The 22,580-nt window shown below is 45.1% G+C and carries 20 protein-coding genes and 13 tRNA genes; 31 read left to right on the forward strand and 2 right to left on the reverse strand.

Annotated elements, in window-relative coordinates; genetic code table 11:
* Positions 1–25: 25 nt before the first annotated feature.
* The 14 genes from dpaA to GGR02_RS02285 all read left to right on the forward strand — a co-directional run bounded on the left by dpaA (position 26) and on the right by GGR02_RS02285 (position 16,028).
* A complete protein-coding gene (dpaA, locus tag GGR02_RS02220) occupies positions 26–928 on the forward strand; it encodes a dipicolinic acid synthetase subunit A (RefSeq protein ID WP_183183124.1) in 903 nt (300 codons plus the stop codon).
* The gene (locus GGR02_RS02225) at positions 929–1,522 is read left to right on the forward strand and encodes a dipicolinate synthase subunit B (protein WP_183183125.1); all 594 of its coding nucleotides are present in this window, start codon (positions 929–931) and stop codon (positions 1,520–1,522) included.
* 127 nt (positions 1,523–1,649) lie between these two features.
* Entirely contained in the window at positions 1,650–2,699 is a 1,050-nt protein-coding gene (gene asd / locus GGR02_RS02230; protein ID WP_183183126.1) for an aspartate-semialdehyde dehydrogenase, read from the forward strand.
* A gap of 12 nt (positions 2,700–2,711) precedes the next feature.
* A complete protein-coding gene (dapG, locus tag GGR02_RS02235) occupies positions 2,712–3,956 on the forward strand; it encodes an aspartate kinase (RefSeq protein ID WP_183183127.1) in 1,245 nt (414 codons plus the stop codon).
* A gap of 5 nt (positions 3,957–3,961) precedes the next feature.
* Entirely contained in the window at positions 3,962–4,834 is an 873-nt protein-coding gene (gene dapA / locus GGR02_RS02240) for a 4-hydroxy-tetrahydrodipicolinate synthase (RefSeq protein ID WP_183183128.1), read from the forward strand.
* A 315-nt stretch (positions 4,835–5,149) separates the two neighbouring features.
* Positions 5,150–6,805: a ribonuclease J gene (locus GGR02_RS02245; protein WP_183183130.1), complete on the forward strand. Its 1,656-nt coding sequence runs from the start codon at positions 5,150–5,152 to the stop codon at positions 6,803–6,805.
* Between the two features lie 114 nt (positions 6,806–6,919).
* Complete coding sequence (locus tag GGR02_RS02250; RefSeq protein WP_183183131.1) at positions 6,920–7,654, forward strand: ClpP family protease; 735 nt, start codon at positions 6,920–6,922, stop codon at positions 7,652–7,654.
* Complete coding sequence (locus tag GGR02_RS02255) at positions 7,651–7,875, forward strand: YlzJ-like family protein (RefSeq protein ID WP_183183132.1); 225 nt, start codon at positions 7,651–7,653, stop codon at positions 7,873–7,875. Before GGR02_RS02250 ends, GGR02_RS02255 begins: the two co-directional genes overlap by 4 nt.
* Positions 7,876–7,979: 104 nt before the next feature.
* Positions 7,980–10,259, forward strand: coding sequence for a DNA translocase FtsK (locus GGR02_RS02260; protein WP_183183133.1), 2,280 nt, complete (start codon positions 7,980–7,982; stop codon positions 10,257–10,259).
* A gap of 195 nt (positions 10,260–10,454) precedes the next feature.
* The gene (locus GGR02_RS02265) at positions 10,455–11,186 is read left to right on the forward strand and encodes a GntR family transcriptional regulator (protein ID WP_183183134.1); all 732 of its coding nucleotides are present in this window, start codon (positions 10,455–10,457) and stop codon (positions 11,184–11,186) included.
* Between the two features lie 89 nt (positions 11,187–11,275).
* Complete coding sequence (locus GGR02_RS02270) at positions 11,276–12,364, forward strand: BMP family lipoprotein (RefSeq protein WP_183183135.1); 1,089 nt, start codon at positions 11,276–11,278, stop codon at positions 12,362–12,364.
* A 131-nt stretch (positions 12,365–12,495) separates the two neighbouring features.
* Positions 12,496–14,025 (forward strand): ABC transporter ATP-binding protein, encoded by a 1,530-nt coding sequence (locus GGR02_RS02275; protein WP_183183137.1) that lies wholly within the window; start codon positions 12,496–12,498, stop codon positions 14,023–14,025.
* On the forward strand, positions 14,022–15,068 hold the full coding sequence (locus GGR02_RS02280; RefSeq protein WP_183183138.1) for an ABC transporter permease: 1,047 nt from the start codon (positions 14,022–14,024) through the stop codon (positions 15,066–15,068). The genes GGR02_RS02275 and GGR02_RS02280 overlap by 4 nt, the downstream gene beginning before the upstream one ends.
* Positions 15,069–16,028, forward strand: a complete 960-nt coding sequence (locus tag GGR02_RS02285) for an ABC transporter permease (protein ID WP_183183139.1) — start codon at positions 15,069–15,071, stop codon at positions 16,026–16,028.
* 117 nt (positions 16,029–16,145) lie between these two features.
* Here the strand turns inward: GGR02_RS02285 and GGR02_RS17365 are convergent, their stop codons facing one another.
* Together GGR02_RS17365 and GGR02_RS02290 are read right to left on the reverse strand one after the other, a co-directional pair.
* Entirely contained in the window at positions 16,146–16,280 is a 135-nt protein-coding gene (locus GGR02_RS17365; RefSeq protein ID WP_260174932.1) for a hypothetical protein, read from the reverse strand.
* A gap of 105 nt (positions 16,281–16,385) precedes the next feature.
* The gene (locus GGR02_RS02290; RefSeq protein WP_229706086.1) at positions 16,386–16,667 is read right to left on the reverse strand and encodes a hypothetical protein; all 282 of its coding nucleotides are present in this window, start codon (positions 16,665–16,667) and stop codon (positions 16,386–16,388) included.
* 173 nt (positions 16,668–16,840) lie between these two features.
* On the opposite strand from GGR02_RS02290, the gene GGR02_RS02295 reads away from it, so the two are divergent.
* The 17 genes from GGR02_RS02295 to GGR02_RS02375 all read left to right on the forward strand — a co-directional run bounded on the left by GGR02_RS02295 (position 16,841) and on the right by GGR02_RS02375 (position 21,823).
* Positions 16,841–17,461: a PepSY domain-containing protein gene (locus GGR02_RS02295; protein WP_183183140.1), complete on the forward strand. Its 621-nt coding sequence runs from the start codon at positions 16,841–16,843 to the stop codon at positions 17,459–17,461.
* A 116-nt stretch (positions 17,462–17,577) separates the two neighbouring features.
* Positions 17,578–18,105, forward strand: coding sequence for a hypothetical protein (locus GGR02_RS02300; protein WP_183183141.1), 528 nt, complete (start codon positions 17,578–17,580; stop codon positions 18,103–18,105).
* 14 nt (positions 18,106–18,119) lie between these two features.
* Positions 18,120–18,794 carry a response regulator transcription factor gene (locus GGR02_RS02305; RefSeq protein WP_183183142.1) on the forward strand — a complete coding sequence of 225 codons (675 nt, stop codon included), beginning with the start codon at positions 18,120–18,122 and terminating at the stop codon, positions 18,792–18,794.
* On the forward strand, positions 18,791–20,161 hold the full coding sequence (locus tag GGR02_RS02310) for a HAMP domain-containing sensor histidine kinase (RefSeq protein WP_183183144.1): 1,371 nt from the start codon (positions 18,791–18,793) through the stop codon (positions 20,159–20,161). The genes GGR02_RS02305 and GGR02_RS02310 overlap by 4 nt, the downstream gene beginning before the upstream one ends.
* A gap of 179 nt (positions 20,162–20,340) precedes the next feature.
* Positions 20,341–20,415 (forward strand) — tRNA-Gly (locus tag GGR02_RS02315).
* Between the two features lie 28 nt (positions 20,416–20,443).
* A tRNA-Pro gene (locus GGR02_RS02320) sits at positions 20,444–20,520 on the forward strand.
* Positions 20,521–20,529: 9 nt separating this feature from the next.
* A tRNA-Ala gene (locus GGR02_RS02325) sits at positions 20,530–20,602 on the forward strand.
* A 6-nt stretch (positions 20,603–20,608) separates the two neighbouring features.
* A tRNA-Ser gene (locus tag GGR02_RS02330) sits at positions 20,609–20,701 on the forward strand.
* Positions 20,702–20,806: 105 nt separating this feature from the next.
* A tRNA-Phe gene (locus GGR02_RS02335) sits at positions 20,807–20,879 on the forward strand.
* Between the two features lie 6 nt (positions 20,880–20,885).
* Positions 20,886–20,970 (forward strand) — tRNA-Tyr (locus GGR02_RS02340).
* A gap of 3 nt (positions 20,971–20,973) precedes the next feature.
* A tRNA-Trp gene (locus GGR02_RS02345) sits at positions 20,974–21,044 on the forward strand.
* Between the two features lie 6 nt (positions 21,045–21,050).
* Positions 21,051–21,126 (forward strand) — tRNA-His (locus GGR02_RS02350).
* Positions 21,127–21,141: 15 nt separating this feature from the next.
* Positions 21,142–21,216, forward strand: a tRNA-Gln gene (locus tag GGR02_RS02355).
* 3 nt (positions 21,217–21,219) lie between these two features.
* Positions 21,220–21,291, forward strand: a tRNA-Gly gene (locus GGR02_RS02360).
* A 5-nt stretch (positions 21,292–21,296) separates the two neighbouring features.
* Positions 21,297–21,367, forward strand: a tRNA-Cys gene (locus tag GGR02_RS02365).
* A 12-nt stretch (positions 21,368–21,379) separates the two neighbouring features.
* Positions 21,380–21,450, forward strand: a tRNA-Gly gene (locus GGR02_RS02370).
* A 299-nt stretch (positions 21,451–21,749) separates the two neighbouring features.
* A tRNA-Arg gene (locus GGR02_RS02375) sits at positions 21,750–21,823 on the forward strand.
* The last annotated feature ends 757 nt before the right edge of the window (positions 21,824–22,580 follow it).

Consider the following 22,580-nt stretch of genomic DNA (forward strand, 5'->3'; position numbering starts at 1 on the left):
ACGTTTTATAAAGAAGGTGAGAAAGATGATGCTGACAGGTATGCACGTCGCTATTATTGGCGGGGATGCGCGGCAGCTCGAAGTGATTCGCAAACTGACGGAACTTGATGCGAAGTTATCCCTTGTCGGCTTCGACCAATTAGCGCACAACTTTACGGGCGCAACGAAAATGTATATCGATGAAGTTGACTTTTCCGATATCGACGCAATTATTTTACCCGTTCACGGCACCAATCTAGAAGGGAAGATTGACACGGTTTTTTCGAACGAACAAATTTTCATTACAGAAGACGTGTTATTAAAAACACCGAAGCATTGTGTCGTTTACTCTGGCATTAGCAATAGCTATTTAGATGAACTAATGAAAAAAGTCAATCGAAAATACGTCCAGCTGTTTGAACGCGACGATGTCGCCATCTATAACTCGATTCCGACCGCTGAAGGAACGATTATGATGGTCATTCAACATACCGACTTTACTATTCACGGCTCTCGCATCGCGGTATTAGGGCTAGGGCGCGTTGGCATGACCGTCGCTCGTACGTTTGCTGCGCTAGGCGCGAAAGTAAAAGTCGGTGCACGCCGCAGCGAACATTTAGCGCGCATTACAGAAATGGGACTAGAGCCGTTTCCACTTCACGACCTCGAAAAAGAAGTGCGCGACATCGACGTTTGCATTAACACAATCCCAACAATGGTTGTGACAGCGAGCGTCATTTCAAAAATGCCGGCGCATACGCTCATCATCGATTTGGCGTCAAAGCCAGGAGGCACTGATTTTCGCTATGCGGAAAAGCGCGGCATTAAAGCATTGCTTGCCCCAGGGCTTCCAGGGGTCGTAGCACCGAAAACAGCGGGACAAATTATTGCGAACGTTCTTTCACAACTATTATTTCATGATTTAACGAAACGAAAGGGGAAAGCGTAAATGAGTGTAAAAGGAAAGCGCATCGGATTTGGATTGACAGGGTCGCATTGTACGTACGATGCTGTCATCCCCGAAATAGAAAAGTTAGTGAAGGAAGGGGCAGAAGTATTGCCGATTATTACGCACACCGTCAAGACGACAAATACACGATTTGGCGAAGGAGAAGAGTGGGTAAAGAAACTAGAAGAGATTACAGGAAACAAAGTCATTGATACAATCGTGAAAGCAGAACCGCTCGGGCCAAAAATTCCGCTCGATTGCATGGTCATCGCCCCGTTAACAGGCAACTCGATGAGCAAGCTAGCCAATGCAATGACCGACTCGCCGGTGTTAATGGCGGCGAAAGCGACGATGCGCAACCATCGCCCAGTTGTCGTTGGCATTTCGACAAACGACGCGCTAGGCCTAAACGGCGTGAATTTAATGCGGCTTATGGCAGCGAAAAATATTTACTTTATACCGTTTGGGCAAGATGCCCCTTATGCAAAACCGAATTCGATGGTAGCGAAAATGTCTTTGTTGCGGGATACTGTCGTTGCGGCGATGGAAGGAAAACAATTGCAACCCGTCATTATCGAAGCGTTCCGAAACTAATAAATAATCATTAAAAAGAAATTTTATGCACATGCATAAAAAATTTCTCTCCTTTAAAGACGAATATGTTAAAATAAAAACTATCGAAATCGATACAGTGAACAATGAACTGGAAGGAGAATGAATAATGGGACGAAACGGGTTGCATGTAGCGGTCGTCGGAGCGACTGGTGCGGTCGGCCAACAAATGATTCAAACGTTAGAAAATAGAAATTTTCCAGTGGAAACGTTGACGTTGTTGTCTTCTGAACGTTCTGCTGGCAAAAAAGTCGTGTTTAAAGGGCAAGAAATCGAAGTACAAGTCGCAACACCAGAAAGTTTTGCAGGAGTGGATATTGCCTTATTTAGCGCAGGTGGTGCGGTATCAAAGGCACTTGCACCAGAAGCAGTGAAACGCGGAGCAATCGTTGTCGATAATACAAGTGCCTTTCGTATGGACGAAAACGTTCCGCTCGTCGTGCCGGAAGTGAACGAAAGCGACTTAACGTGGCATAACGGCATTATTGCCAACCCAAACTGCTCAACGATTCAAATGGTCGTGGCACTTGAGCCGATTCGCCAAGCGTTTGGATTGAAAAAAGTCATCGTTTCAACATATCAAGCCGTTTCTGGTGCCGGTGCGCAAGCAATCGAGGAGCTAAAAACGCAAGCAAAGGCGATTCTTGCTGGCGAGTCGTTTACTCCAGAAATTTTGCCGGTAAAATCCGACCGGAAACATTATCAAATTGCATTTAACGCAATTCCGCAAATTGATAAATTCCAAGCGAACGGTTTTACGTTTGAAGAGATGAAAATGATCAACGAAACGAAAAAAATTATGCACATGCCAGAGCTAGAAGTAGCTGCAACGTGCGTGCGCATTCCGGTGATAACAGGGCATTCCGAATCGGTATATATCGAAGTGGAAAAAGAAGGAATAAGCGTCGAAGAAATGAAACAACTGTTAAAAGAAGCGCCAAGCGTTGTACTGCAAGACGACCTAGCAGAGCAACTGTACCCGATGCCAGCCGATTGTGTCGGCAAAAACGACGTATTTGTCGGGCGCGTTCGAAAAGACTTAGATCGCGACAATGGGTTCCATCTATGGATTGTATCTGACAACTTGCTAAAAGGAGCGGCATGGAACTCGGTGCAAATTGCCGAAAGCTTATTAAAGCTCGGGCTTGTAAACTTGTAATGAGGTGTTAACATGAAAATCATTGTGCAAAAATTTGGCGGCACGTCCGTTCGTGATGAATACGGACGTGACCTAGCCCGAAAGCATATCGCAAGAGCGCTCGACGAAGGCTATAAAGTCGTCGTCGTTGTTTCTGCGATGGGACGAAAGGGCGAGCCGTATGCGACCGACACGCTACTTGAGCTCATTGGCGGCAGCGACACGTTTGTCAACAAGCGCGAGCAAGATTTATTAATGGCGTGCGGAGAAATTATTTCTAGCGTCGTTTTCACGAACATGCTGAATAAACACGGAATAAAAGCAACCGCCTTTACTGGAGCGCAAGCAGGCTTTCGAACAAATGACGATTTCACCAATGCGAAAATTATTGAGATGCGGTGCGACCGGGTAATAAAAACATTAGAAGAGTATGATGTCGTCGTCGTGGCCGGATTTCAAGGGGCGACGAAAGATGGTGATATTACTACCCTTGGCCGCGGTGGCAGCGATACTTCCGCCGCAGCGCTAGGAGCAGCGTTAAACGCTGAGTGGGTCGACATTTTCACCGATGTCGAAGGAGTGATGACTGCCGATCCGCGCATCGTTGAAAACGCACGCCCGCTTGATGTTGTCACGTATACGGAAATTTGCAACATGGCTTACCAAGGCGCCAAAGTCATCCATCCGCGCGCGGTGGAAATTGCGATGCAAGCAAAAGTTCCGCTTCGTGTCCGTTCGACGTACTCCGATTCGCTAGGAACGCTTGTAACATCAAGCGTTAAACTAGCGAAAGGAAGCGACGTAAGAGAACGGCTCGTCACTGGGATTGCGCACGTGGCGAATGTGACGCAAATTAAAGTACAAGCAAAAGAAGGACATTACGAATTGCAGTCGGACGTATTTAAGGCGATGGCAAACGAAGGAATTAGCGTCGATTTCATTAACATTTCTCCCAATGGGGTAGTCTATACAGTAGCTGGCGAAATGACTGACCGCGCCATTGAAGCGTTGCGCGCGATTGGTTATGAGCCGATCGTGACACGGGGGTGTGCGAAAGTGTCAACGGTCGGCGCTGGAATTGCCGGCGTACCGGGGGTTACCGCTAAAATTGTTACCGCGCTTTCAGAACAAGGCATTCAAATTTTACAATCGGCGGATAGCCATACGACGATTTGGGTACTCGTCAAAGAAGACGATTTAAAGAAAGCCGTTAATGCGTTGCATGATGCTTTCCATCTTTCCGAGGAACCGTCGATGAATGATGTGGATGAGGAGTGAACATAGTGATTTCATTCGGTAAGATCGTAACGGCGATGGTCACGCCATTTGATAATAAAGGAAATGTCGATTTTGACAAAACGACACAACTTGTGAATTATTTGCTGGAAAATGGCACGGACTCACTTGTCGTCGCAGGGACAACCGGGGAGTCACCGACATTGACGACAGAAGAAAAAGTTGCTCTTTTCCGTCACGTCGTTTCTGTTGTCAACGGACGAGTGCCAGTTATTGCTGGAACAGGAAGCAACAATACACGTGCTTCGATTGATTTAACGAAAAAAGCCGAAGAAGCTGGCGTCGATGCGGTCATGATTGTCGCCCCATATTACAATAAGCCAAACCAAGAAGGGATTTACCAACATTTTAAAGCGATTGCCGAAAGCACGCCGCTGCCGGTGATGGTTTACAATATTCCTGGTCGGTCGGTCGTTAATATTTCTGTTGAAACGATCGTCCGCTTAGCAGAAATTCCAAACATCGTTGCGTTGAAAGACGCAGGCGGCAACCTTGATGCAATGACCGAAGTAATTGCGCGCACGAACGATGACTTTCTATTATATAGCGGAGACGATGGCTTGACGCTTCCGGTATTAGCGATTGGTGGAGCAGGCATTGTTTCCGTCGCATCACACGTCATCGGCAATGAAATGAAAGAAATGATCGAGGCGTTTGAAGCTGGGGATCATCAAACAGCAGCAAAGCTTCACCAACAGCTGCTCCCGATTATGAAAGGATTATTTGCGGCGCCAAGTCCAGCGCCAGTCAAAACGGCGTTGCAACTAAAAGGACTTGATGTTGGCCCTGTCCGCTTGCCGCTCGTCCCGCTTACGGAACGAGAGCGCAATGAACTAATGACATTGCTGCAAACACGATAAGCCGGTTCACACACGTGAATCGGTTTTTTTGTTCAAAGGTAAGAAAGTATAAAATCTTACCATTAGGCGGAGCGCTGTCCAGCTCCAAGCGCCATCGGCTCGAGTCGCTCCGCCCCACGCTGCGGCGGCGAAGCCTCCTCGGTGGGGCTTGTGCGATCTTCGCCGATAGGCGGGCGCTTTGCGCTTTTCTTAGTTTTACCCTCTCTTCGTTCGTCGTTTATGCACGATACTATCTTGTATTTAAAATCTTCCATCAGTTATAATAAAGTCAAGTGACTTTGAGCGGGTTAGTTTAGCATTAGGAGGACGAAGCGTTTGAAACAAGTAGAGAAAATACGAGTGTTTTCCCTCGGTGGAGTTGGGGAAATCGGAAAAAACATGTATGTGATTGAACTAGACGATGATATTTTTGTCATTGATGCAGGAGTGATGTTTCCGGAAGACGAGATGCTCGGTATCGACAAAGTCATTCCAGATATTACGTATCTTGTTGAAAAAAAAGAGCGGGTAAAGGCGATTTTTTTAACGCACGGACACGAGGAACATATCGGTGCGATTGCGTATGTATTACAGAAAATTACCGCCCCTGTCTATGGAACAAAGTTGACGCTTGGCTTGGCGCAAGAAAAGCTAAAAGAGCATGATATGACGACAACAGCGCCATTTATCGAAATTCATTCCGATTCTGAAGTGGTGTTTGAAAAAGCAACGGTGACGTTTTTCCGAACGATTCATAGCATCCCAGATTCCATCGGAATTAGTTTTTACACATCGCAAGGCGCTATCGTCTATACGGGCGATTTTAAATTCGATCAAACGCCGTACGGGATGAATCGTGCGGATTTAGGAAAAATGGCGCAAATTGGCGAACAAGGGGTACTATGCTTATTATCCGATAGTACGAACGCGGAAAAACCAGGGTATACCGGCTCGGACACGACCGTCGCCCAAGCGATTTCCGATGTCGTATATAACGCTAACGGCAGGGTGATAGCTGCTTGCTATGCCTCCAATATTACACGAATTCAGCAAGTACTACATGCAGCGAAAACGCACGGGCGAAAAGTAGCAATCGTCGGAAAAAGCATGCATAAAGTGATGGATGTCGCCGTTCGTCTCGGCTATTTACAACTACCGGAAAAAACGGTCATCTCCATCCAAGACATTCAACAATATCGCGATGAAGAGCTAGTCATTTTGACGACGGGAGGCCATGGAGAGCCGATGGGGGCGCTTGCGCGGATGGCGAAACAGGCGCATAAACAAGTGAACATTAAAGAAGGAGATACGGTCATTGTGGCGGCTTCGCCGATGCCTGGCCATGAATTGTTGTTTTTAAAAACGATTGATGCCCTATACCGTGCAGGGGCAAATGTTGTCTATAAAAATGTGCACGTATCAGGACATGGATGCCAAGAAGAACTGAAATTGATGCTTAATTTAATGAAACCGAAATATTTTATCCCTGTTCACGGCGAATACCGCATGCAAAAAGCGCATGCCGCATTAGCAAAAGCAGTTGGCGTTTTTGAAGAGCGAACGTTTTTAGTAGATAAAGGCGATGTGATTGAATTTCGGAGCGGGCAGGCGCGCTTTGGCGGCAAAGTGCCGTACGGGAACGTATTAATTGACGGGTTAGGAATCGGAGATGTTGGCAATATCGTCTTGCGCGACCGCCGCTTGCTTTCCCAAGACGGAATTTTAATTGTTGTTGTGACGTTAAGTAAAGAAGCGAAAAAAATTGTCGCCGGTCCAGAAATTATTTCCCGAGGATTTGTATATGTACGGGAATCGGAAACGTTACTTGAGGAAGCGACAAAACTAGTGACGACAATCGTCAATAAATGTATGCAAGAGTATGTGATTGAATGGTCTTCATTAAAATCTAATATTCGCGATGCGTTAAGCCAATATTTATTTGAAAAAACGAAACGGAAACCGATGATTTTACCAATCATTATGGAAGTTTAAACGAATCATGCTCAAAGTCGAACGGAAATGCCGGTCGGAGAAAAAATTCCGCCGGCATTTTTCTTTGCTTCATAGAACATACTAAACAATACTAGGCAAGAAAGGAGCATGAACATGGAGAAAAAACAATACATACCGTTCGGTTCAGAAGACCAACAAGAAGAAAAACAAGAGCAAGTAGTTACGAACATTCAACAGCTCGGGCAAACGAACATTCCGCAAATGACGCAAGATACAGCCATTCATTGTTTAACAATTATCGGCCAAATCGAAGGACATATTCAACTTCCACCGCAAAACAAAGCGACAAAATACGAGCACGTCATTCCACAAATTGTTGCGATTGAACAAAATTCGAACATCGAAGGATTGCTTGTCATTTTAAATACGGTTGGCGGTGACGTGGAAGCGGGGCTGGCAATTGCGGAAATGCTCGCTTCATTATCAAAGCCGACCGTTTCGATTGTGTTAGGGGGAGGGCACTCGATTGGCGTACCGATTGCCGTATCGTGTGATTATTCGTTTATTACGGAAACCGCAACGATGACAATTCATCCTGTTCGTTTAACAGGGCTTGTCATTGGTGTTCCGCAAACGTTTGAGTATTTAGATAAAATGCAAGAGCGCGTCGTTCGTTTTGTAACGAAGCATTCAAAAATTACCGAAGAAAAATTTAAAGAGCTCATGTTTTCAAAGGGAAATTTAACGCGCGACATCGGCACAAACGTTGTTGGACCAGATGCTGTTCAATATGGGTTAATTGATGAAGTAGGTGGCGTGGCACAAGCGCTGCAAAAACTGCGGCAGCTCATCGAATGGAAAAAAGAAGGAGGAACGATGTTGCAATGATTTTATACACGATCATGCCTGAACATCTCATTTTTCCGGTAGATGAACAAGCGTATACGAAACAGCAAGTCATTTATTACGACGGTATTCCGTTTCTCGTACAAGAAACAGAAACAAAAGAATGGGAAATTGTTCGCAATTTAAGCACAAACCCCGCCCATTTTTTAGAGCAAAAATACGCCCCAGGCGCTAGATTTCCGTTATCGACAATAACATCTTAATGAATTCCTTACGTATTTAGTGTATAATAAAAAGAAACGGAAGAAAGCAGCCAACGTTGGCTGCTTTTTTCGACATTTCCAGTTTTGTATCGGAGTGGAGAAACATGTCGAAACGCAAACGACAACGTCATAAACAACAAAAGAAAAAACAAGAATGGAAAACAACCTTTCGTTTCGAATTGGCCGGACTCGCCTTGCTTGCCCTTTCCGTCATCGCGATGGCACAACTTGGTCTCGTCGGGAAAACAGTCGTTTCATTTGCGCGTTTTTTCCTTGGCGAATGGTACATCCTTTTATTAATCGGGGGATTCGTTTTAGCCATTTATCTTATTTGGAAGCGGGCATGGCCGCCATTTTTTCACCGATGGCTAATTGGCGGATATACGATTAGTATTGCGCTTTTACTGCTCAGCCATCTGACGTTGTTTCGGCTTCTGTCACGGCAAGGGGAATTCCATCCAAGCATTATTCGCACAACATGGGAACTGTTTTGGAAAGAAGCAAACGGAGCGGCTGCTGCGCCGCACGATTTAGGGGGAGGGATGGTCGGAGCGATTTTATTTGCAGCGAGTTATCAGCTCTTTGATGAACTTGGGACGAAGTGGGTTTGTTTCTTTTTGTTTGTCATAGGCGCTATTTTAATCACGGGGAAATCGTTAAACGAAACGGTTGGCAAAGCCGTTCATTGGCTTGTTTCGTTTATTTTCCGCCAATGGCAAGCGTTTATTGCCGATATAAAACAAGCATGGGGCAATCGAAAACAACGGACATCGACGAAACGAACAAGCAAACCGCCAGAAGAGACAGTCATTGCGGAGGAAACGTTGCCGATGGAAGAAGAATTGGCTGAAGAAGAATCATCGCCGCCACCGATTATTTCCGATTTTGCCGCTGTCAGAGTAGAACAATCGCCGCTAATCGAAGAGGAAGAGGCAAACGAACCGATGGCGTTTTCGGAAATGGAAAATACCGATTACCAATTGCCGCCACTTGAGTTACTAAAACAACCGAAGCCAATCAATCAATCGAAAGATCATGCCAACATTTATGCTAATGCTCGTAAATTAGAAAAAACGTTTCAAAGCTTTGGGGTCAAAGCGAAAGTGACACAAGTTCATCTTGGCCCAGCCGTGACGAAATATGAAGTATATCCAGACGCGGGAGTGAAGGTGAGCAAAATTGTCAGCTTAAGCGACGATTTAGCGTTGGCGCTAGCGGCAAAAGATATTCGCATCGAAGCACCGATTCCAGGAAAATCGGCAATCGGTATTGAAGTACCGAATGAAGAAATTGCGACCGTTTCATTGCGGGAAGTATTAGAAGCAACAGAACATTATAAACCAGATGCGAAGCTATTAATCGGGCTAGGAAGAGACATTTCAGGAGAAGCGGTCGTTGCGGAGCTAAATAAAATGCCGCACCTTCTTGTCGCAGGAGCAACCGGAAGCGGAAAAAGTGTCTGCATTAACGGCATTATTACAAGTTTATTAATGCGGGCGAAGCCGCACGAAGTAAAATTGATGATGATTGACCCGAAAATGGTGGAGCTAAGCGTCTATAACGGCATTCCGCATTTATTAGCGCCAGTGGTAACCGACCCGAAAAAAGCATCGCAAGCGTTGAAAAAAGTCGTCAACGAAATGGAGCGGCGCTATGAGTTATTTTCCCATACTGGAACAAGGAATATTGAGGGATATAACGAATATATTCAACGAGAACAAGCAGGAAAACAGCCGCTTCTTCCATACATCGTCGTCATTGTTGATGAATTGGCGGACTTAATGATGGTCGCTTCGTCTGATGTCGAAGATGCAATTACTCGGCTAGCGCAAATGGCGCGTGCTGCTGGTATTCATCTCATTATTGCGACACAACGCCCATCGGTGGATGTTATTACAGGAGTGATTAAAGCAAACATCCCGTCACGTATTGCCTTTAGTGTTTCGTCGCAAACCGATTCGCGCACGATTTTAGATATGGGCGGGGCGGAGAAGTTACTTGGGAGAGGAGATATGCTTTTCTTGCCGATGGGGGCAGCGAAACCGGTGCGCGTACAAGGCGCGTTCGTATCGGATGAAGAAGTGGAAGCAGTCGTCCAGTTCGTCATCTCGCAGCAGAAGGCGCAATACCAAGAAGAAATGATGCCGACAGACGTAGCAGAAGAAGATGGAGAATTTGAAGATGAATTGTATGACGAAGCCGTTCAATTAGTGATAGAAATGCAAAGTGCGTCTGTTTCGATGTTGCAGCGCCGTTTCCGCATCGGTTATAACCGAGCAGCCCGCTTAATTGATGCGATGGAAGCACGCGGTGTCGTCGGCCCTTACGAAGGCAGTAAACCGCGGGCAGTGCTTATTCCGCGGGAAAATGCGAAAACATCTTAAGCTGATTCAAGCAGCGCTTGAATCAGCATAACACATTGAAACCGTTTACGTTGATGGTTTTTACTTTTTTCGACAAAATTTTTATTCCCTATTTATTTATGACGAAAAAAATGTTATAGTAATGACGACTAGGTTACAACGTCTAACGTCAGAGGTCTGATATCTGGAAACTTATTTAACTGGAGGCTCTTTCGAATGTCTATTAAGTCTGACAATCGCCACTTATATTTACAAGTGATCGATCGCATTAAGCATGATATCGAAACAGGCGTGTATAAAGAAAAACAAAAGCTTCCGTCGGAGTTTGAGCTTTCAAAGCAACTTGGCGTGAGTCGAGCGACGTTGCGCGAAGCGTTGCGTGTGCTAGAGGAAGAAAATGTGATTATCCGTCGGCACGGTGTCGGTACGTTTATCAATTCCCGCCCGATGTTTACGTCTGGTATCGAGCAGCTAAGTAGTGTTACCGATATGATTAAACAAGCTGGTCGAAAGCCAGGGACGATCTTTCTCTCTTCTTCTATCCAAGGGCCAACGGAAGAAGACGTTCGCCGGTTCCAATGCGCGCCTGACGAGGACATTTTATTTGTGGAACGGGTACGGACAGCTGACGGAGAGCCAGTGGTATATTGTGTGGATAAAATCCCGTGCAAATATTTGCCGAAAGGAATTTCGTATGAACACGAATCAATGTTTGAGAATTTACACAACCAGACAAATCACGACATCGCTTATGCGGTAGCGCATATCGAACCGCTCGGCTACCATGAGAAAGTGTCACCAACTTTGCAATGCGACCCGGAAACGGCGCTCCTTGTTTTAAAACAAATGCATTTTGATAACAACGATGAACCGATTTTGTATTCGATTAACTATTTCAAATCGGATAAGTTTAGTTTCCATGTGTTACGAAAACGCATTCATTTTTAAAGGGGGTGACATTTCATACATAGAAACGTCGGATGTATTCAATAATAAGAAAGTATACGCATTCACTATTTTTTTAGGGGGTAGAAGCGATGAAGAAAAAACGCATTGGTGGTTTAGCGCTTTCTCTTGTGTTAGCTGCTGGTACATTGCTCGGCGGTTGTGGACAAGGACAGAAAGCAGGAGAAAAGAAAGACAATTTCACAGTAGCAATGGTAACAGACGTTGGCGGAATTGACGACAAATCGTTCAACCAGTCTGCATGGGAAGGATTGCAAAAGTTCGGTGAAGAAAATGGCATGAAAAAAGGAAAAGACGGCTATGACTATTTGCAATCGCAAAGCGATGCAGACTATTCTACAAACTTAAACAAACTAGCGCGCAGCAACTTTGACTTAATTTATGGTATCGGCTTTTTAATGACAGATGCGATTACAAAAATCGCAGAACAAAAGCCGAAACAAAAATTCGCCATCGTTGACAGTGTGGTTGATAAACCAAACGTAGCAAGCATTACGTTCAAAGAGCATGAAGGTTCATTCCTTGTCGGGGTTGTCGCAGGATTGACAACGAAAACGAACAAAATCGGTTTCGTTGGCGGAATGGAAATTCCATTAATTGAGAAATTCGAAAGCGGCTTCCGCGCAGGGGTTAAAGCGGTGAATCCGAAAGCAACGGTGGAAGTACAATATGCTGGTGCGTTCGACCAAGCGGACAAAGGAAAAGCGATTGCCTCTAGCATGTACGCTTCTGGCATTGACGTCATTTACCATGCAGCAGGGGCAACAGGTAACGGTGTGTTCTCTGAAGCAAAAGACTTAAAAACAAAAGACCCTAACCGTGAACTTTGGGTTATCGGTGTAGACAAAGACCAAGCGCCAGAAGGGGAAGTAAAAGTAGGCGACAAAACATACAACGTCACATTAACATCTATGGTAAAACGTGTAGACGTAGCAGTATATGACGTAGCGAAGAAAACAAAAGAAGGACAATTCCCTGGCGGCAAAGTGCTTGAGTACGGTCTTCCTGAAAACGGGGTAGGCATTGCGCCAACACAAGATAACATTAAACCAGACATCTTAAAAGTAGTTGATGAATGGAAACAAAAAATTATTAACGGCGAAGTGAAAGTGCCAACGACTCGCGACGAATACAAACAATTTGAAGCGAATTTGAAATAACACAATCGAATAAAAAGGCTAGTGTATGCTAGCCTTTTTATTCGCTAAAAATCGTTAAATAAAAAGTTGCAAGCAATTGTAACTTTTTATTTGATGATTTCTAACAGCTCATTTAAGAGGAGTGAATTTGTTTGGAATACGTAATTGAAATGCTTAATATTCGGAAGGTATTTGGCAATTTCGTTGCAAACGACAACATTACACTCCAAGTGAAAAAAGGAGAAATTCACGCCTTGCTTGGAGAAAATGGTGCCGGTAAGTCGACGCTCATGAACGTATTGTTCGGTCTTTATCAACCGGACGGCGGCGAAATTCGTGTCAAAGGACAGCCAGTAAAAATCGCCAATCCGAACGTGGCTAATGACCTTGGCATCGGGATGGTACACCAACATTTTATGCTTGTCGATACGTTTACGGTCACAGAAAATATTATTTTAGGAAGCGAGCCGACAAAAGGCGGGACGATCGATATTAAACGTGCGGAAGAACAAGTGCGCGAACTATCGGAACGTTACGGGCTAGCGGTCGATCCAACGGCGAAAATTTCCGATATTTCCGTGGGAATGCAACAACGGGTAGAAATTTTAAAGACGCTTTACCGCGGGGCGGAAATTTTAATTTTCGACGAGCCGACAGCTGTGTTAACGCCACAAGAAATTCAAGAGTTAATTCAAATTATGCGTGCGCTCGTTCGCGAAGGGAAATCGATTATTTTAATTACGCATAAGTTGAAAGAAATTATGGAAGTATGCGACCGCGTCACCGTTATTCGCCGCGGGAAAGGCATTGGGACGCTTAACGTTTCCGAAACGAATCCGAACGAATTAGCAGCATTAATGGTTGGGCGTGAAGTGCATTTTAAAACAGAGAAAAAACCATCTCAACCAGGAAAAGAAGTGTTAGAGATTCGTGATTTAGTAGTGAAAGATGCGCGCGGGGTGACGGTTGTCGATCATTTAAATTTGACCGTTCGTGCTGGCGAAATTGTCGGGATTGCTGGGGTTGACGGCAACGGGCAGACAGAATTAGTGGAAGCGATTACAGGATTAATCAAAGCAGAATCTGGTTCGATTAAGCTAAATGGAAATGACATTTTTAACTTGTCACCGCGAAAAATTATGGAAGCAGGAGTCGGTCACATTCCACAAGACCGCCATAAACACGGACTTGTCCTTGACTTCCCAATCGGGGAAAATATGGTGCTACAAACGTACTATAAAGAACCATACTCCAAACGAGGAATTTTAAACTTTAAAGCTATTTATGAAAAAGCGCGCCAGCTAATCGCTGAGTTTGACGTGCGGACGCCAGATGAATATACGCAAGCGCGGGCGCTTTCCGGTGGGAACCAACAAAAAGCGATTATCGGTCGCGAAGTAGATCGCAACCCAGATTTGCTCATTGCTGCACAGCCGACGCGCGGGCTTGACGTCGGGGCGATCGAATTTATTCATAAACGGCTGATTGAACAACGTGACCAAGGAAAAGCCGTTCTTCTCGTTTCGTTTGAATTGGACGAAGTAATGAACGTAAGCGACCGAATTGCGGTCATTTACGAAGGAAAAATTGTGGCGATTGTTGATCCGAAAGAAACGACAGAACAAGAACTAGGATTATTAATGGCAGGAAGTAAACGGAAGGAAGCAGGTGTTTCTTCATGAGTTCAAATCGTGTAACAAATTTTCTTGTTCCTGTATTTGCTGTATTGCTCGGCATGATTGCTGGTTCGATTGTCATGCTTGTTAGCGGGTACGACCCAATTGCTGGCTATTCTGCACTCGTATACGGAGCGTTTGGTGATAGCTACTATATCGGGGAGACGATTCGACAAGCAACGCCATACATTCTTGCGGGGCTAGCAGTGGCATTTGCGTTCCGTACCGGATTGTTTAACATCGGTGTCGAGGGGCAACTTATTGTTGGTTGGCTTGCGGCGGTATGGGTTGGTGTTTCATTTGATCTACCGAAAATCATTCATTTGCCGCTAGCGATTTTAGCAGCTGCCGCAGCGGGAGCGTTATGGGCGTTTATTCCAGGCTTTTTGAAAGCGCGATTTAAAGTACATGAAGTTATTATTACGATTATGATGAACTATATCGCTTTGCACGTGTCCAACGCTGTTATTCGTTCTGTGTTGTCAGATAAAGGCTTTAAGTCCGCAAAAGTGCACGCTTCGGCGTCATTACAATCAGAGTTTTTGCAATCGATTACGGATTATTCGACATTGCATTACGGAATTATTGTTGCGCTTATCGGTGCGGTTGTCATGTGGTTTTTACTAGAAAAAACGACAAAAGGATATGAGTTGCGTGCGGTTGGGTTTAACCAACACGCTTCCCAATATGCAGGGATGAACGTGCCGCGCAACATTATTTTAGCGATGGTTATTTCCGGTGCGTTCGCCGGAGTTGCTGGGGCGATGGAAGGACTAGGAACATTTGGGAATATTTCTGTAAAAGCTGGCTTTACAGGTGTCGGGTTTGACGGAATCGCGGTTGCGTTACTTGGCAGCAACAACGCGTTCGGGATTATTTTATCGGCGTTTTTATTTGGTGCGTTGAAAGTAGGAGCGCTTGAAATGCCGTCAAGTGCGGATGTACCAACAGAACTTGTCGATATTGTCATTGCGCTCATCATCTTCTTTGTCGCATCTAGTTACTTAATTCGTTTGTTACTATCTCGTTTTCAAAAGGAGGGAAAATAAGTGGGCGTTTATGAGGCTTTACAAATTATTGTTCCTTCGGCGATTTTCTTTGCCGCTCCACTTATTTTCACGGCGCTTGGCGGCGTATTTAGCGAACGTTCCGGTGTCGTTAACATTGGCTTAGAAGGGTTAATGGTTATTGGAGCGTTTACAAGCGTTGTGTTTAACTTAACGTTTGCTGATCGATTCGGCGAACTTACTCCTTGGTTGGCGCTTTTAGTCGCGATGGTAGTCGGTGCGGTTTTTTCACTTCTTCATGCCGTGGCATCCATTACGTTTCGTGCCGATCAAGTCGTCAGCGGCGTAGCCATTAACTTTTTAGCGGTTGGACTTTCGCTTTTTTTAGTGAAAAAAATGTACGGAAAAGGGCAAACGGATCAAATTCAGGTCGGTTTTGACAAAATTGATATCCCTGTGTTAAGCCATATTCCGGTGATTGGCCCACTCTTTTTCGCAAACGGCTACATTCCGTCATATATTGCGATTGCGTTAGCGTTCGTTGTTTGGTATATTTTGTTTAAAACTCCGTTTGGTCTTCGCTTACGTGCCGTTGGGGAACATCCGATGGCGGCGGATACAATGGGAATTAACGTTACGAAAATGCGCTATATTGCCGTAATGATTAGCGGTGCGTTAGGCGGTATTGGCGGTGCGGTATATGCGACAATCATCTCACGTGATTTTAGCCATGCGACGATTTCTGGGCACGGGTTTATGGCGCTTGCAGCGATGATTTTCGGGAAATGGCATCCGCTTGGTGCGATGGGAGCTGCCCTGTTTTTCGGCGTAGCACAAAGTTTGAGTATCGTTGGCCAAGCGATTCCGTTCTTAAAAAATGTGCCGACCGTTTACTTATTAATCGCGCCATATGTATTAACGATTTTAGCGCTTGCTGGATTCATCGGTCGTGCCGATGCGCCAAAAGCGCTCGGAACGCCGTATGTAAAAGGGAAACGGTAAAAAGCAAAAGAACTCGACATTTCGTCGGGTTCTTTTTTGCATTTTCTGTTTAGAAAACGGTATATTGATGATAAGGCAGCAAAGAGTAGGAAATAGTAACATAAACAGGTGTGTTGATTAACCAATAAAAACCAGTTGACATCGCTCTATTTCTAGCTTTTCTGCCTTAGTCGGCAAGCGAACCGCTTGCCGACTGGGCATGCGCGCAGCATGCCCTCCTCGAACAATGAACGCTTTGCGGGCAAATGTCATTTGCCCGCCGGCGTTCTTGTTCGAGGGAAGAGGCAGAAAAGCTTGTGTTCAGTCATATGATTCTGTGTTTTTTTAGTAAAATAATGGATAATCAACACCCTTGTGCTAAAATAAAATTTGCTCCATCACTTCTAAATGCAGGTCAATTAAATCTAGTTTTTCCGCTTCTGCTAAAGGTGCGGCCATGATTCGTTTGACGGCATAATGAAATTTTACTTCTGGCGCTTGCCGAACGCGCGGATGGGTCATTTCATCGCGCAACTCTTTTTCTATCGCCTCATAAAGCAACGCTTTACACGTTTCTTCTGTCAACGCCTCCTCTTTTGCAAGCGACCGGTTCGACCAAAGCGAGCGGTATGCTTCAAAAAGTTGCATAAACGTAAGCACAAAAAGCCCCCCTTTGTTCCGTTTGTACGGTTATCATTATACAAGCGAAGAGAGAAAATGTGAAAAATTTTTCATGAACATATTAACGCTTGTTCATATCCGTTTTTCGTTCGTTTCATTTGCAAACCGTACGATTAGAACTGTAAAACATACCATGACAAGGAGGAACAAAAATGAACAAAAAATTTCTCATCCCAGCATTAGCACTTTCCATCGTTGGAGGTGGAATCGTCGGCGCTACATTCAAGCATGATGCGTTTGCCGCAAGCAAAACGCAAGCAACAAAAGAGGTATCTGACGAACAAGAGCAGGATCAACTGCAAGCAAAAGCGAAAATTACGGAGAAAGAAGCGATGGACATTGCATTGCAACATGTAAAAGGGCAAGAAAATGGAACAGAACTTGAGAATGAAGACGGTGTCGTTGTGTATGCGGTCGAAGTGAAAGATGAACAAGGAAAACTATCAGATGTGAAAGTCGATGCGCAAACAGGTGTGGTAGTGAAGATTGACAAAAACGATCAAGACAAAGCAGAAGGAGAAGTAAGCGACAACGAAACGAACGATGACGCGAAAGGAAGCGAGGCAGATTCCGTCAACATCACGAAAGAAGAAGCAACAACGATTGCGCTACATCAAGTGAGCGGCAAAGTAACAGAAGCAACGATTGAAAAAGATAACGATGAAACGGTTTATAGCATTACGGTGCAAACAGACAACGGAAAGCAAGAAGTGAAAATCGATGCAGAAACTGGAAAAGTGGTAAAAGTAGAAGCTGACGACGAAAATGAATGAGTGCTCCGTCCCTTCGCTATTGGCGAAGGGACTTGTTTTATGAAAAAATTTTCATTTCCTTTCACTTTTTTCTTTAACATCATGCGGTATGATAAATACAAAAGGAGTGAAGACAAATGAAAGCAGTTTTTTCCCATCCCATTCTTCATGTAGGAGTGAAAATAGCAGGCGCGCTGTTAGCTTCATTAAGTGTTGCGTTATTTGTGCTTATCTGGTTAACCGGACAAGCACCACATAAAGAACTATACAAACTGTTAGGAACGCTAGCAGAATTTAGCGCAATCGCCGGTGGCGGAATGTGGCTCGTTCGCCATGCGTTTATGCAAGGAAAGAAGCGAAATATTCGTTGGCAGCACGACCTAAAAGAAGCGTTTCTTTTTTTCCGAAAACACCATACGTTATTTGGCTATCTTGCGCTTTTTCTTGTCATTAGTCATGGCACATATTTTTTCTTGCATCATGACGATAAAATGGGCAGAGTATATAGCGGCATTGGAGCGTTCGTCGCCTTGCTTCTTGTGAGTACGCTCGGGTATGTGTTACAACGGTTTAACAAAGGAAAACAGGGCAGAAGCTATAAAAAGTTACATCAATGGGCCGCGCTTTTATTTGGCGGCGCTTTAGCCGTCCACTTGCTTATGTAGAGGAGGGAAGGGAGATGTACCGACTGTTAGTAATTGAAGACGAAGAAGGATTGGCGGAATTTTTAGAACTTGAACTCCGATACGAAGGATACGAAGTGGATGTAGCACATGACGGGAGAAGTGGGCTTGATTTAGCCATAAAAAACGATTACGACGTTATTTTGCTTGATTTGATGCTACCGGGGTTGAATGGCGTGGAAGTTTGTCGCCGTTTGCGAAATGAAAAAGAGACACCGATTATTATGTTAACCGCAAGAGATAGCGTCATGGATCGTGTCATGGGGCTCGATAGTGGGGCAGATGATTATGTCGTTAAACCGTTTGCGATTGAAGAGTTGTTAGCACGAATTCGCGTCATTTTGCGTCGCGAAGAAAAACGGGAAGCAAAACCGCCCCTTTTGACGTTTAAAGATTTAGAGTTGGACATTGAATCCCGCGTGCTCAAACGCGGAAAAGAACTGATTGAGCTAACCAATAAAGAATTTGAGCTCCTTTTAACGTTTATGAGAAATATTAACCGCGTATTAACGCGCGAGATGTTATTAGATCAAGTATGGGGCTATGATTATGCTGTAGAAACGAACGTGGTCGATGTGTATGTCCGCTATTTGCGCAATAAACTAAATGCAGAAGATAAAGAACAATATATCCAGACCGTTCGGGGAGTTGGATATGTGATGCGCCAATGATTAAAAAACTTCCGATTAAGTGGAAATTGACGATTTGGTCTTCCGTGTTGTTAAGCGTGCTGTTTATCTCGTACAATTTGTTACAGTATATCGTAATTGAAAAGTGGAGCGTTAGTTATGAACAACAAAACATGCGGCACCAACTAACGGAAATGGAAGCGTTTTTTAAAGAAAAATCGATTCAAACCCCTTCACAATTGCGACGATACGAATCGTATTTTGCGACCATTAATGAGAAAAACCAACTTTTTCGAATATTAGACAAAACAGGAACCCCAATCTTGACGGTTTCTCGCGCTGTCCCAAGCGGATGGGTGAAGCCGAAGAACACCACATCGCTACAATATGAAATCGTTCACCATGGGGAGGATCGATTACTTGTTTTACGTTCCCCGTTGACGATTTTTCCTGGTACGATCGAAATTGTTCGTAATATGGAGGCGTTTGACTACTTTCGCGATATCATTTTTCTCGTCATGATTGCAACGGGAGCAGGCGCGATTATTTTAAGTTTTTTAGGCGGCACGATTATTGCCAAACAACTTCTTGTGAACGTGCAAGCGATGACGAATACGGTGCAAAAAATCAAGACAAACGGACTAAATGAACGGGTGCCGATCAATGATACGAATGACGAACTGGCACAGCTCGGCAACCTTTTTAATGACTTAATGGACGATTTAGAACAAGCGTTTTTACAGCAAAAACAGTTTGTCGAAGATGCTTCCCACGAATTACGGACGCCGTTAACGATCATTAAAGGGCATTTGACGATGTTAAACCGCTGGGGGAAACATGACCCAGATGTATTAAATAAATCGCTACAGTCAAGTTTAAAAGAAGTGGATCGGCTCATTCATTTAGTGAATGAATTGTTGCAGCTATCGCGGACGGAAATAGAAACGATAGAAGCGACAGAAGCAGTAGACGCATGCGCTGTACTAGACTCGGTCGTCCGCAACTTTTCGAGTGTGTATGAAGATTACACGTTCCAACAAATCTGTAGAGAACGTGTGCATATTCCAATCGCCGTTCGGCACCTCGAGCAAATTTTTATTATTTTGTTGGACAATGCGGTGAAATATAGCCGAGAGTCTCGGAAGGAAATTCACCTTTTCGTCTATAAAGAAAATGGTAAAGCGAACATGGTGATCCAAGATTTTGGCATCGGAATTCCGCAAGAAGACATTCCTTACGTCTTTCGTCGCTTTTACCGCGTAGACAAGGCGCGCAGCCGAAAACAAGGGGGCAACGGACTCGGGCTTTCCATCGCCAAACGCCTCGTCGAAAAATACGACGGAACTATTTCATTGGAAAGCAAAGAAGGGGAAGGAACAAAAGTGGTGGTGGAGTTTCCTATCGTCTAACGTAAGTAGGCACTCTTTCAACTAGAGTGTCTAATTTTATTATTGACGAATATATAATATAGTTGTATAATGAAAATCGTCGTTTAGGTCAGTATAAACGACGAAATAAAAGAAAAAATAAATGATTATATTGACAATCTGCGACTTTTCATTATAATAATACTTGCTCACTGTTTTATGCGGAAGTAGTTCAGTGGTAGAACACCACCTTGCCAAGGTGGGGGTCGCGGGTTCGAGTCCCGTCTTCCGCTCCAGCATAGACCGTACATGATGACTCTGAATCGGGAAGTAGCTCAGCTTGGTAGAGCACATGGTTCGGGTCCATGAGGTCGCAGGTTCAAATCCTGTCTTCCCGACCAGTTTATCTTGGGGCCTTAGCTCAGCTGGGAGAGCGCCTGCTTTGCACGCAGGAGGTCATCGGTTCGATCCCGATAGGCTCCACTTCGCGGAGGAATACCCAAGCCTGGCTGAAGGGGTCGGTTTCGAAAACCGATAGGGGTGTAACAGCCCGCGGGGGTTCGAATCCCTCTTCCTCCGCCATACATATTTTCAATGGTTTTACATAACATAGATTAAGTTATATAGTTAAAAAGCATAGTGCGATGCACAAAATAAGCAAGTAATAAATAATACATATGATATAACGGCTCGATAGCTCAGTCGGTAGAGCAAAGGACTGAAAATCCTTGTGTCGGCGGTTCGATTCCGTCTCGAGCCATCTCTTGGAGGGGTAGCGAAGCGGCCAAACGCGGCGGACTGTAAATCCGCTCCCTGTGGGTTCGGCGGTTCGAATCCGTCCCCCTCCACCATTTAGGGGCATAGTTTAATGGTAGAACAGAGGTCTCCAAAACCTCCGGTGTGGGTTCGATTCCTACTGCCCCTGTTTATGGCGGCTATGGCGAAGTGGTTAACGCACCAGATTGTGGCTCTGGCATTCGTGGGTTCGATTCCCACTAGTCGCCCCATTAGCTGCATATTATTGGGGTATAGCCAAGCGGTAAGGCAACGGACTTTGACTCCGTGATGCGTTGGTTCGAATCCAGCTACCCCAGCCATATGCGGAAGTAGTTCAGTGGTAGAACACCACCTTGCCAAGGTGGGGGTCGCGGGTTCGAGTCCCGTCTTCCGCTCTCTCGGCGGCATAGCCAAGTGGTAAGGCAGAGGTCTGCAAAACCTTCACCCCCGGTTCGAATCCGGGTGCCGCCTTCGGCGTCCAATGCGGGTGTAGTTTAATGGTAAAACTCCAGCTTCCCAAGCTGGCGTCGTGGGTTCGATTCCCATCACCCGCTTACTATTTAATAATGCCGTGTCCCAGTAGCGACGAGCAATGCATCAGAGAAATAACTACGAGTTGCCTCGACGCATCCATCCTCTTCGAATAAGCTAGTAGAGGAAGAGGCACAGCCGAGCAGAATCATAAATGATAATGCAGCACAGTGTTGATTTTTAGTATCGTGTCCCAGTAGCTCAGCACGTCTGAATAGGCTACGGTGGGAAGCATCAGCGCCCCACTCGAGCCACTGCTTGAATCAGCGTACTGAGAGTGGGGCGGGATAGAATAAAAAAGGAAATGTATTTTTTATGTCGTGTCCCAGTAGCTCAGCAGGATAGAGCAGCGGCCTTCTAAGCCGTCGGTCGGGAGTTCGAGTCTCTCCTGGGACGTACCCAAGCCCGGAAAGGGCTTTTTTTCATGTTTAGAACAAGATGGGCTACGGAAGGAAGCATCAGCGCCCCACTCGAGCCACTACTTGAATTAGCGTACTGAGAGTGGGGTGGGATAGAATAAAAAAGGAAATGTATTTTTTATGTCGTGTCCCAGTAGCTCAGTAGGATAGAGCAACGAGCGAAACATCGGTGAATCGGCTGCGAGTCGTCCCGACGCATCCGGCTTCGGTGAAAAAGCGAGAAGAGGAAGGGACGGCGCAACGTACGAAGAGAAAAAAGAAATAGGAAACAAAGACCAAAAGAAGAAGCAAAACCGAGTCGAGTCGGGAGTTCGAATCTCTCCTGGGACGTAAAAAAAGTTTGGCCCGAAAAGGGCCTTTTTTTCATGTATTGAACAGCCTGACGCAAAATGGACAGGGCAATGGAGGAAGTGATAGCGTCCCACTCAAGCCACTACTTGAATTAGCGTTGAGAGTGGGGTGGGATAGAATAAAAAGGAAATGTATTTTTTATGCCGTGTCCCAGTAGCTCAGCACGTCTGAATAGGCTACGGAAGGAAGCATCCGCGCCCCCACTCGAGCCACTACTTGAATTAGCGTACTGAGAGTGGGGTGGGATAGAATAAAAAAGGAAATGTATTTTTTATGTCGTGTCCCAGTAGCTCAGTAGGATAGAGCAACGAGCGAAACGTCCATGAATCCGCTGCGAGTAGCCTCGACGCACCCATCTTCTTCGAATAAGCTAGCAGAGGAAG

The organism is Anoxybacteroides voinovskiense (assembly GCF_014196205.1).
In the GTDB taxonomy this organism is placed as follows: Bacteria; Bacillota; Bacilli; order Bacillales; family Anoxybacillaceae; genus Anoxybacteroides; species Anoxybacteroides voinovskiense.

Bases quoted from the DNA above. Each gene is read 5' to 3' on its own strand.
- dpaA (WP_183183124.1), top strand. From the start codon at position 26: ATGATGCTGACAGGTATGCACGTCGCTATTATTGGCGGGGATGCGCGG.
- GGR02_RS02225 (WP_183183125.1), top strand. From the start codon at position 929: ATGAGTGTAAAAGGAAAGCGCATCGGATTTGGATTGACAGGGTCGCAT.
- asd (WP_183183126.1), top strand. From the start codon at position 1,650: ATGGGACGAAACGGGTTGCATGTAGCGGTCGTCGGAGCGACTGGTGCG.
- dapG (WP_183183127.1), top strand. From the start codon at position 2,712: ATGAAAATCATTGTGCAAAAATTTGGCGGCACGTCCGTTCGTGATGAA.
- GGR02_RS02250 (WP_183183131.1), top strand. From the start codon at position 6,920: ATGGAGAAAAAACAATACATACCGTTCGGTTCAGAAGACCAACAAGAA.
- GGR02_RS02255 (WP_183183132.1), top strand. From the start codon at position 7,651: ATGATTTTATACACGATCATGCCTGAACATCTCATTTTTCCGGTAGAT.
- GGR02_RS02260 (WP_183183133.1), top strand. From the start codon at position 7,980: ATGTCGAAACGCAAACGACAACGTCATAAACAACAAAAGAAAAAACAA.
- GGR02_RS02265 (WP_183183134.1), top strand. From the start codon at position 10,455: ATGTCTATTAAGTCTGACAATCGCCACTTATATTTACAAGTGATCGAT.
- GGR02_RS02270 (WP_183183135.1), top strand. From the start codon at position 11,276: ATGAAGAAAAAACGCATTGGTGGTTTAGCGCTTTCTCTTGTGTTAGCT.
- GGR02_RS02280 (WP_183183138.1), top strand. From the start codon at position 14,022: ATGAGTTCAAATCGTGTAACAAATTTTCTTGTTCCTGTATTTGCTGTA.
- GGR02_RS17365 (WP_260174932.1), bottom strand. From the start codon at position 16,280: ATGACATTTGCCCGCAAAGCGTTCATTGTTCGAGGAGGGCATGCTGCG.
- GGR02_RS02295 (WP_183183140.1), top strand. From the start codon at position 16,841: ATGAACAAAAAATTTCTCATCCCAGCATTAGCACTTTCCATCGTTGGA.
- GGR02_RS02300 (WP_183183141.1), top strand. From the start codon at position 17,578: ATGAAAGCAGTTTTTTCCCATCCCATTCTTCATGTAGGAGTGAAAATA.
- GGR02_RS02305 (WP_183183142.1), top strand. From the start codon at position 18,120: ATGTACCGACTGTTAGTAATTGAAGACGAAGAAGGATTGGCGGAATTT.
- GGR02_RS02310 (WP_183183144.1), top strand. From the start codon at position 18,791: ATGATTAAAAAACTTCCGATTAAGTGGAAATTGACGATTTGGTCTTCC.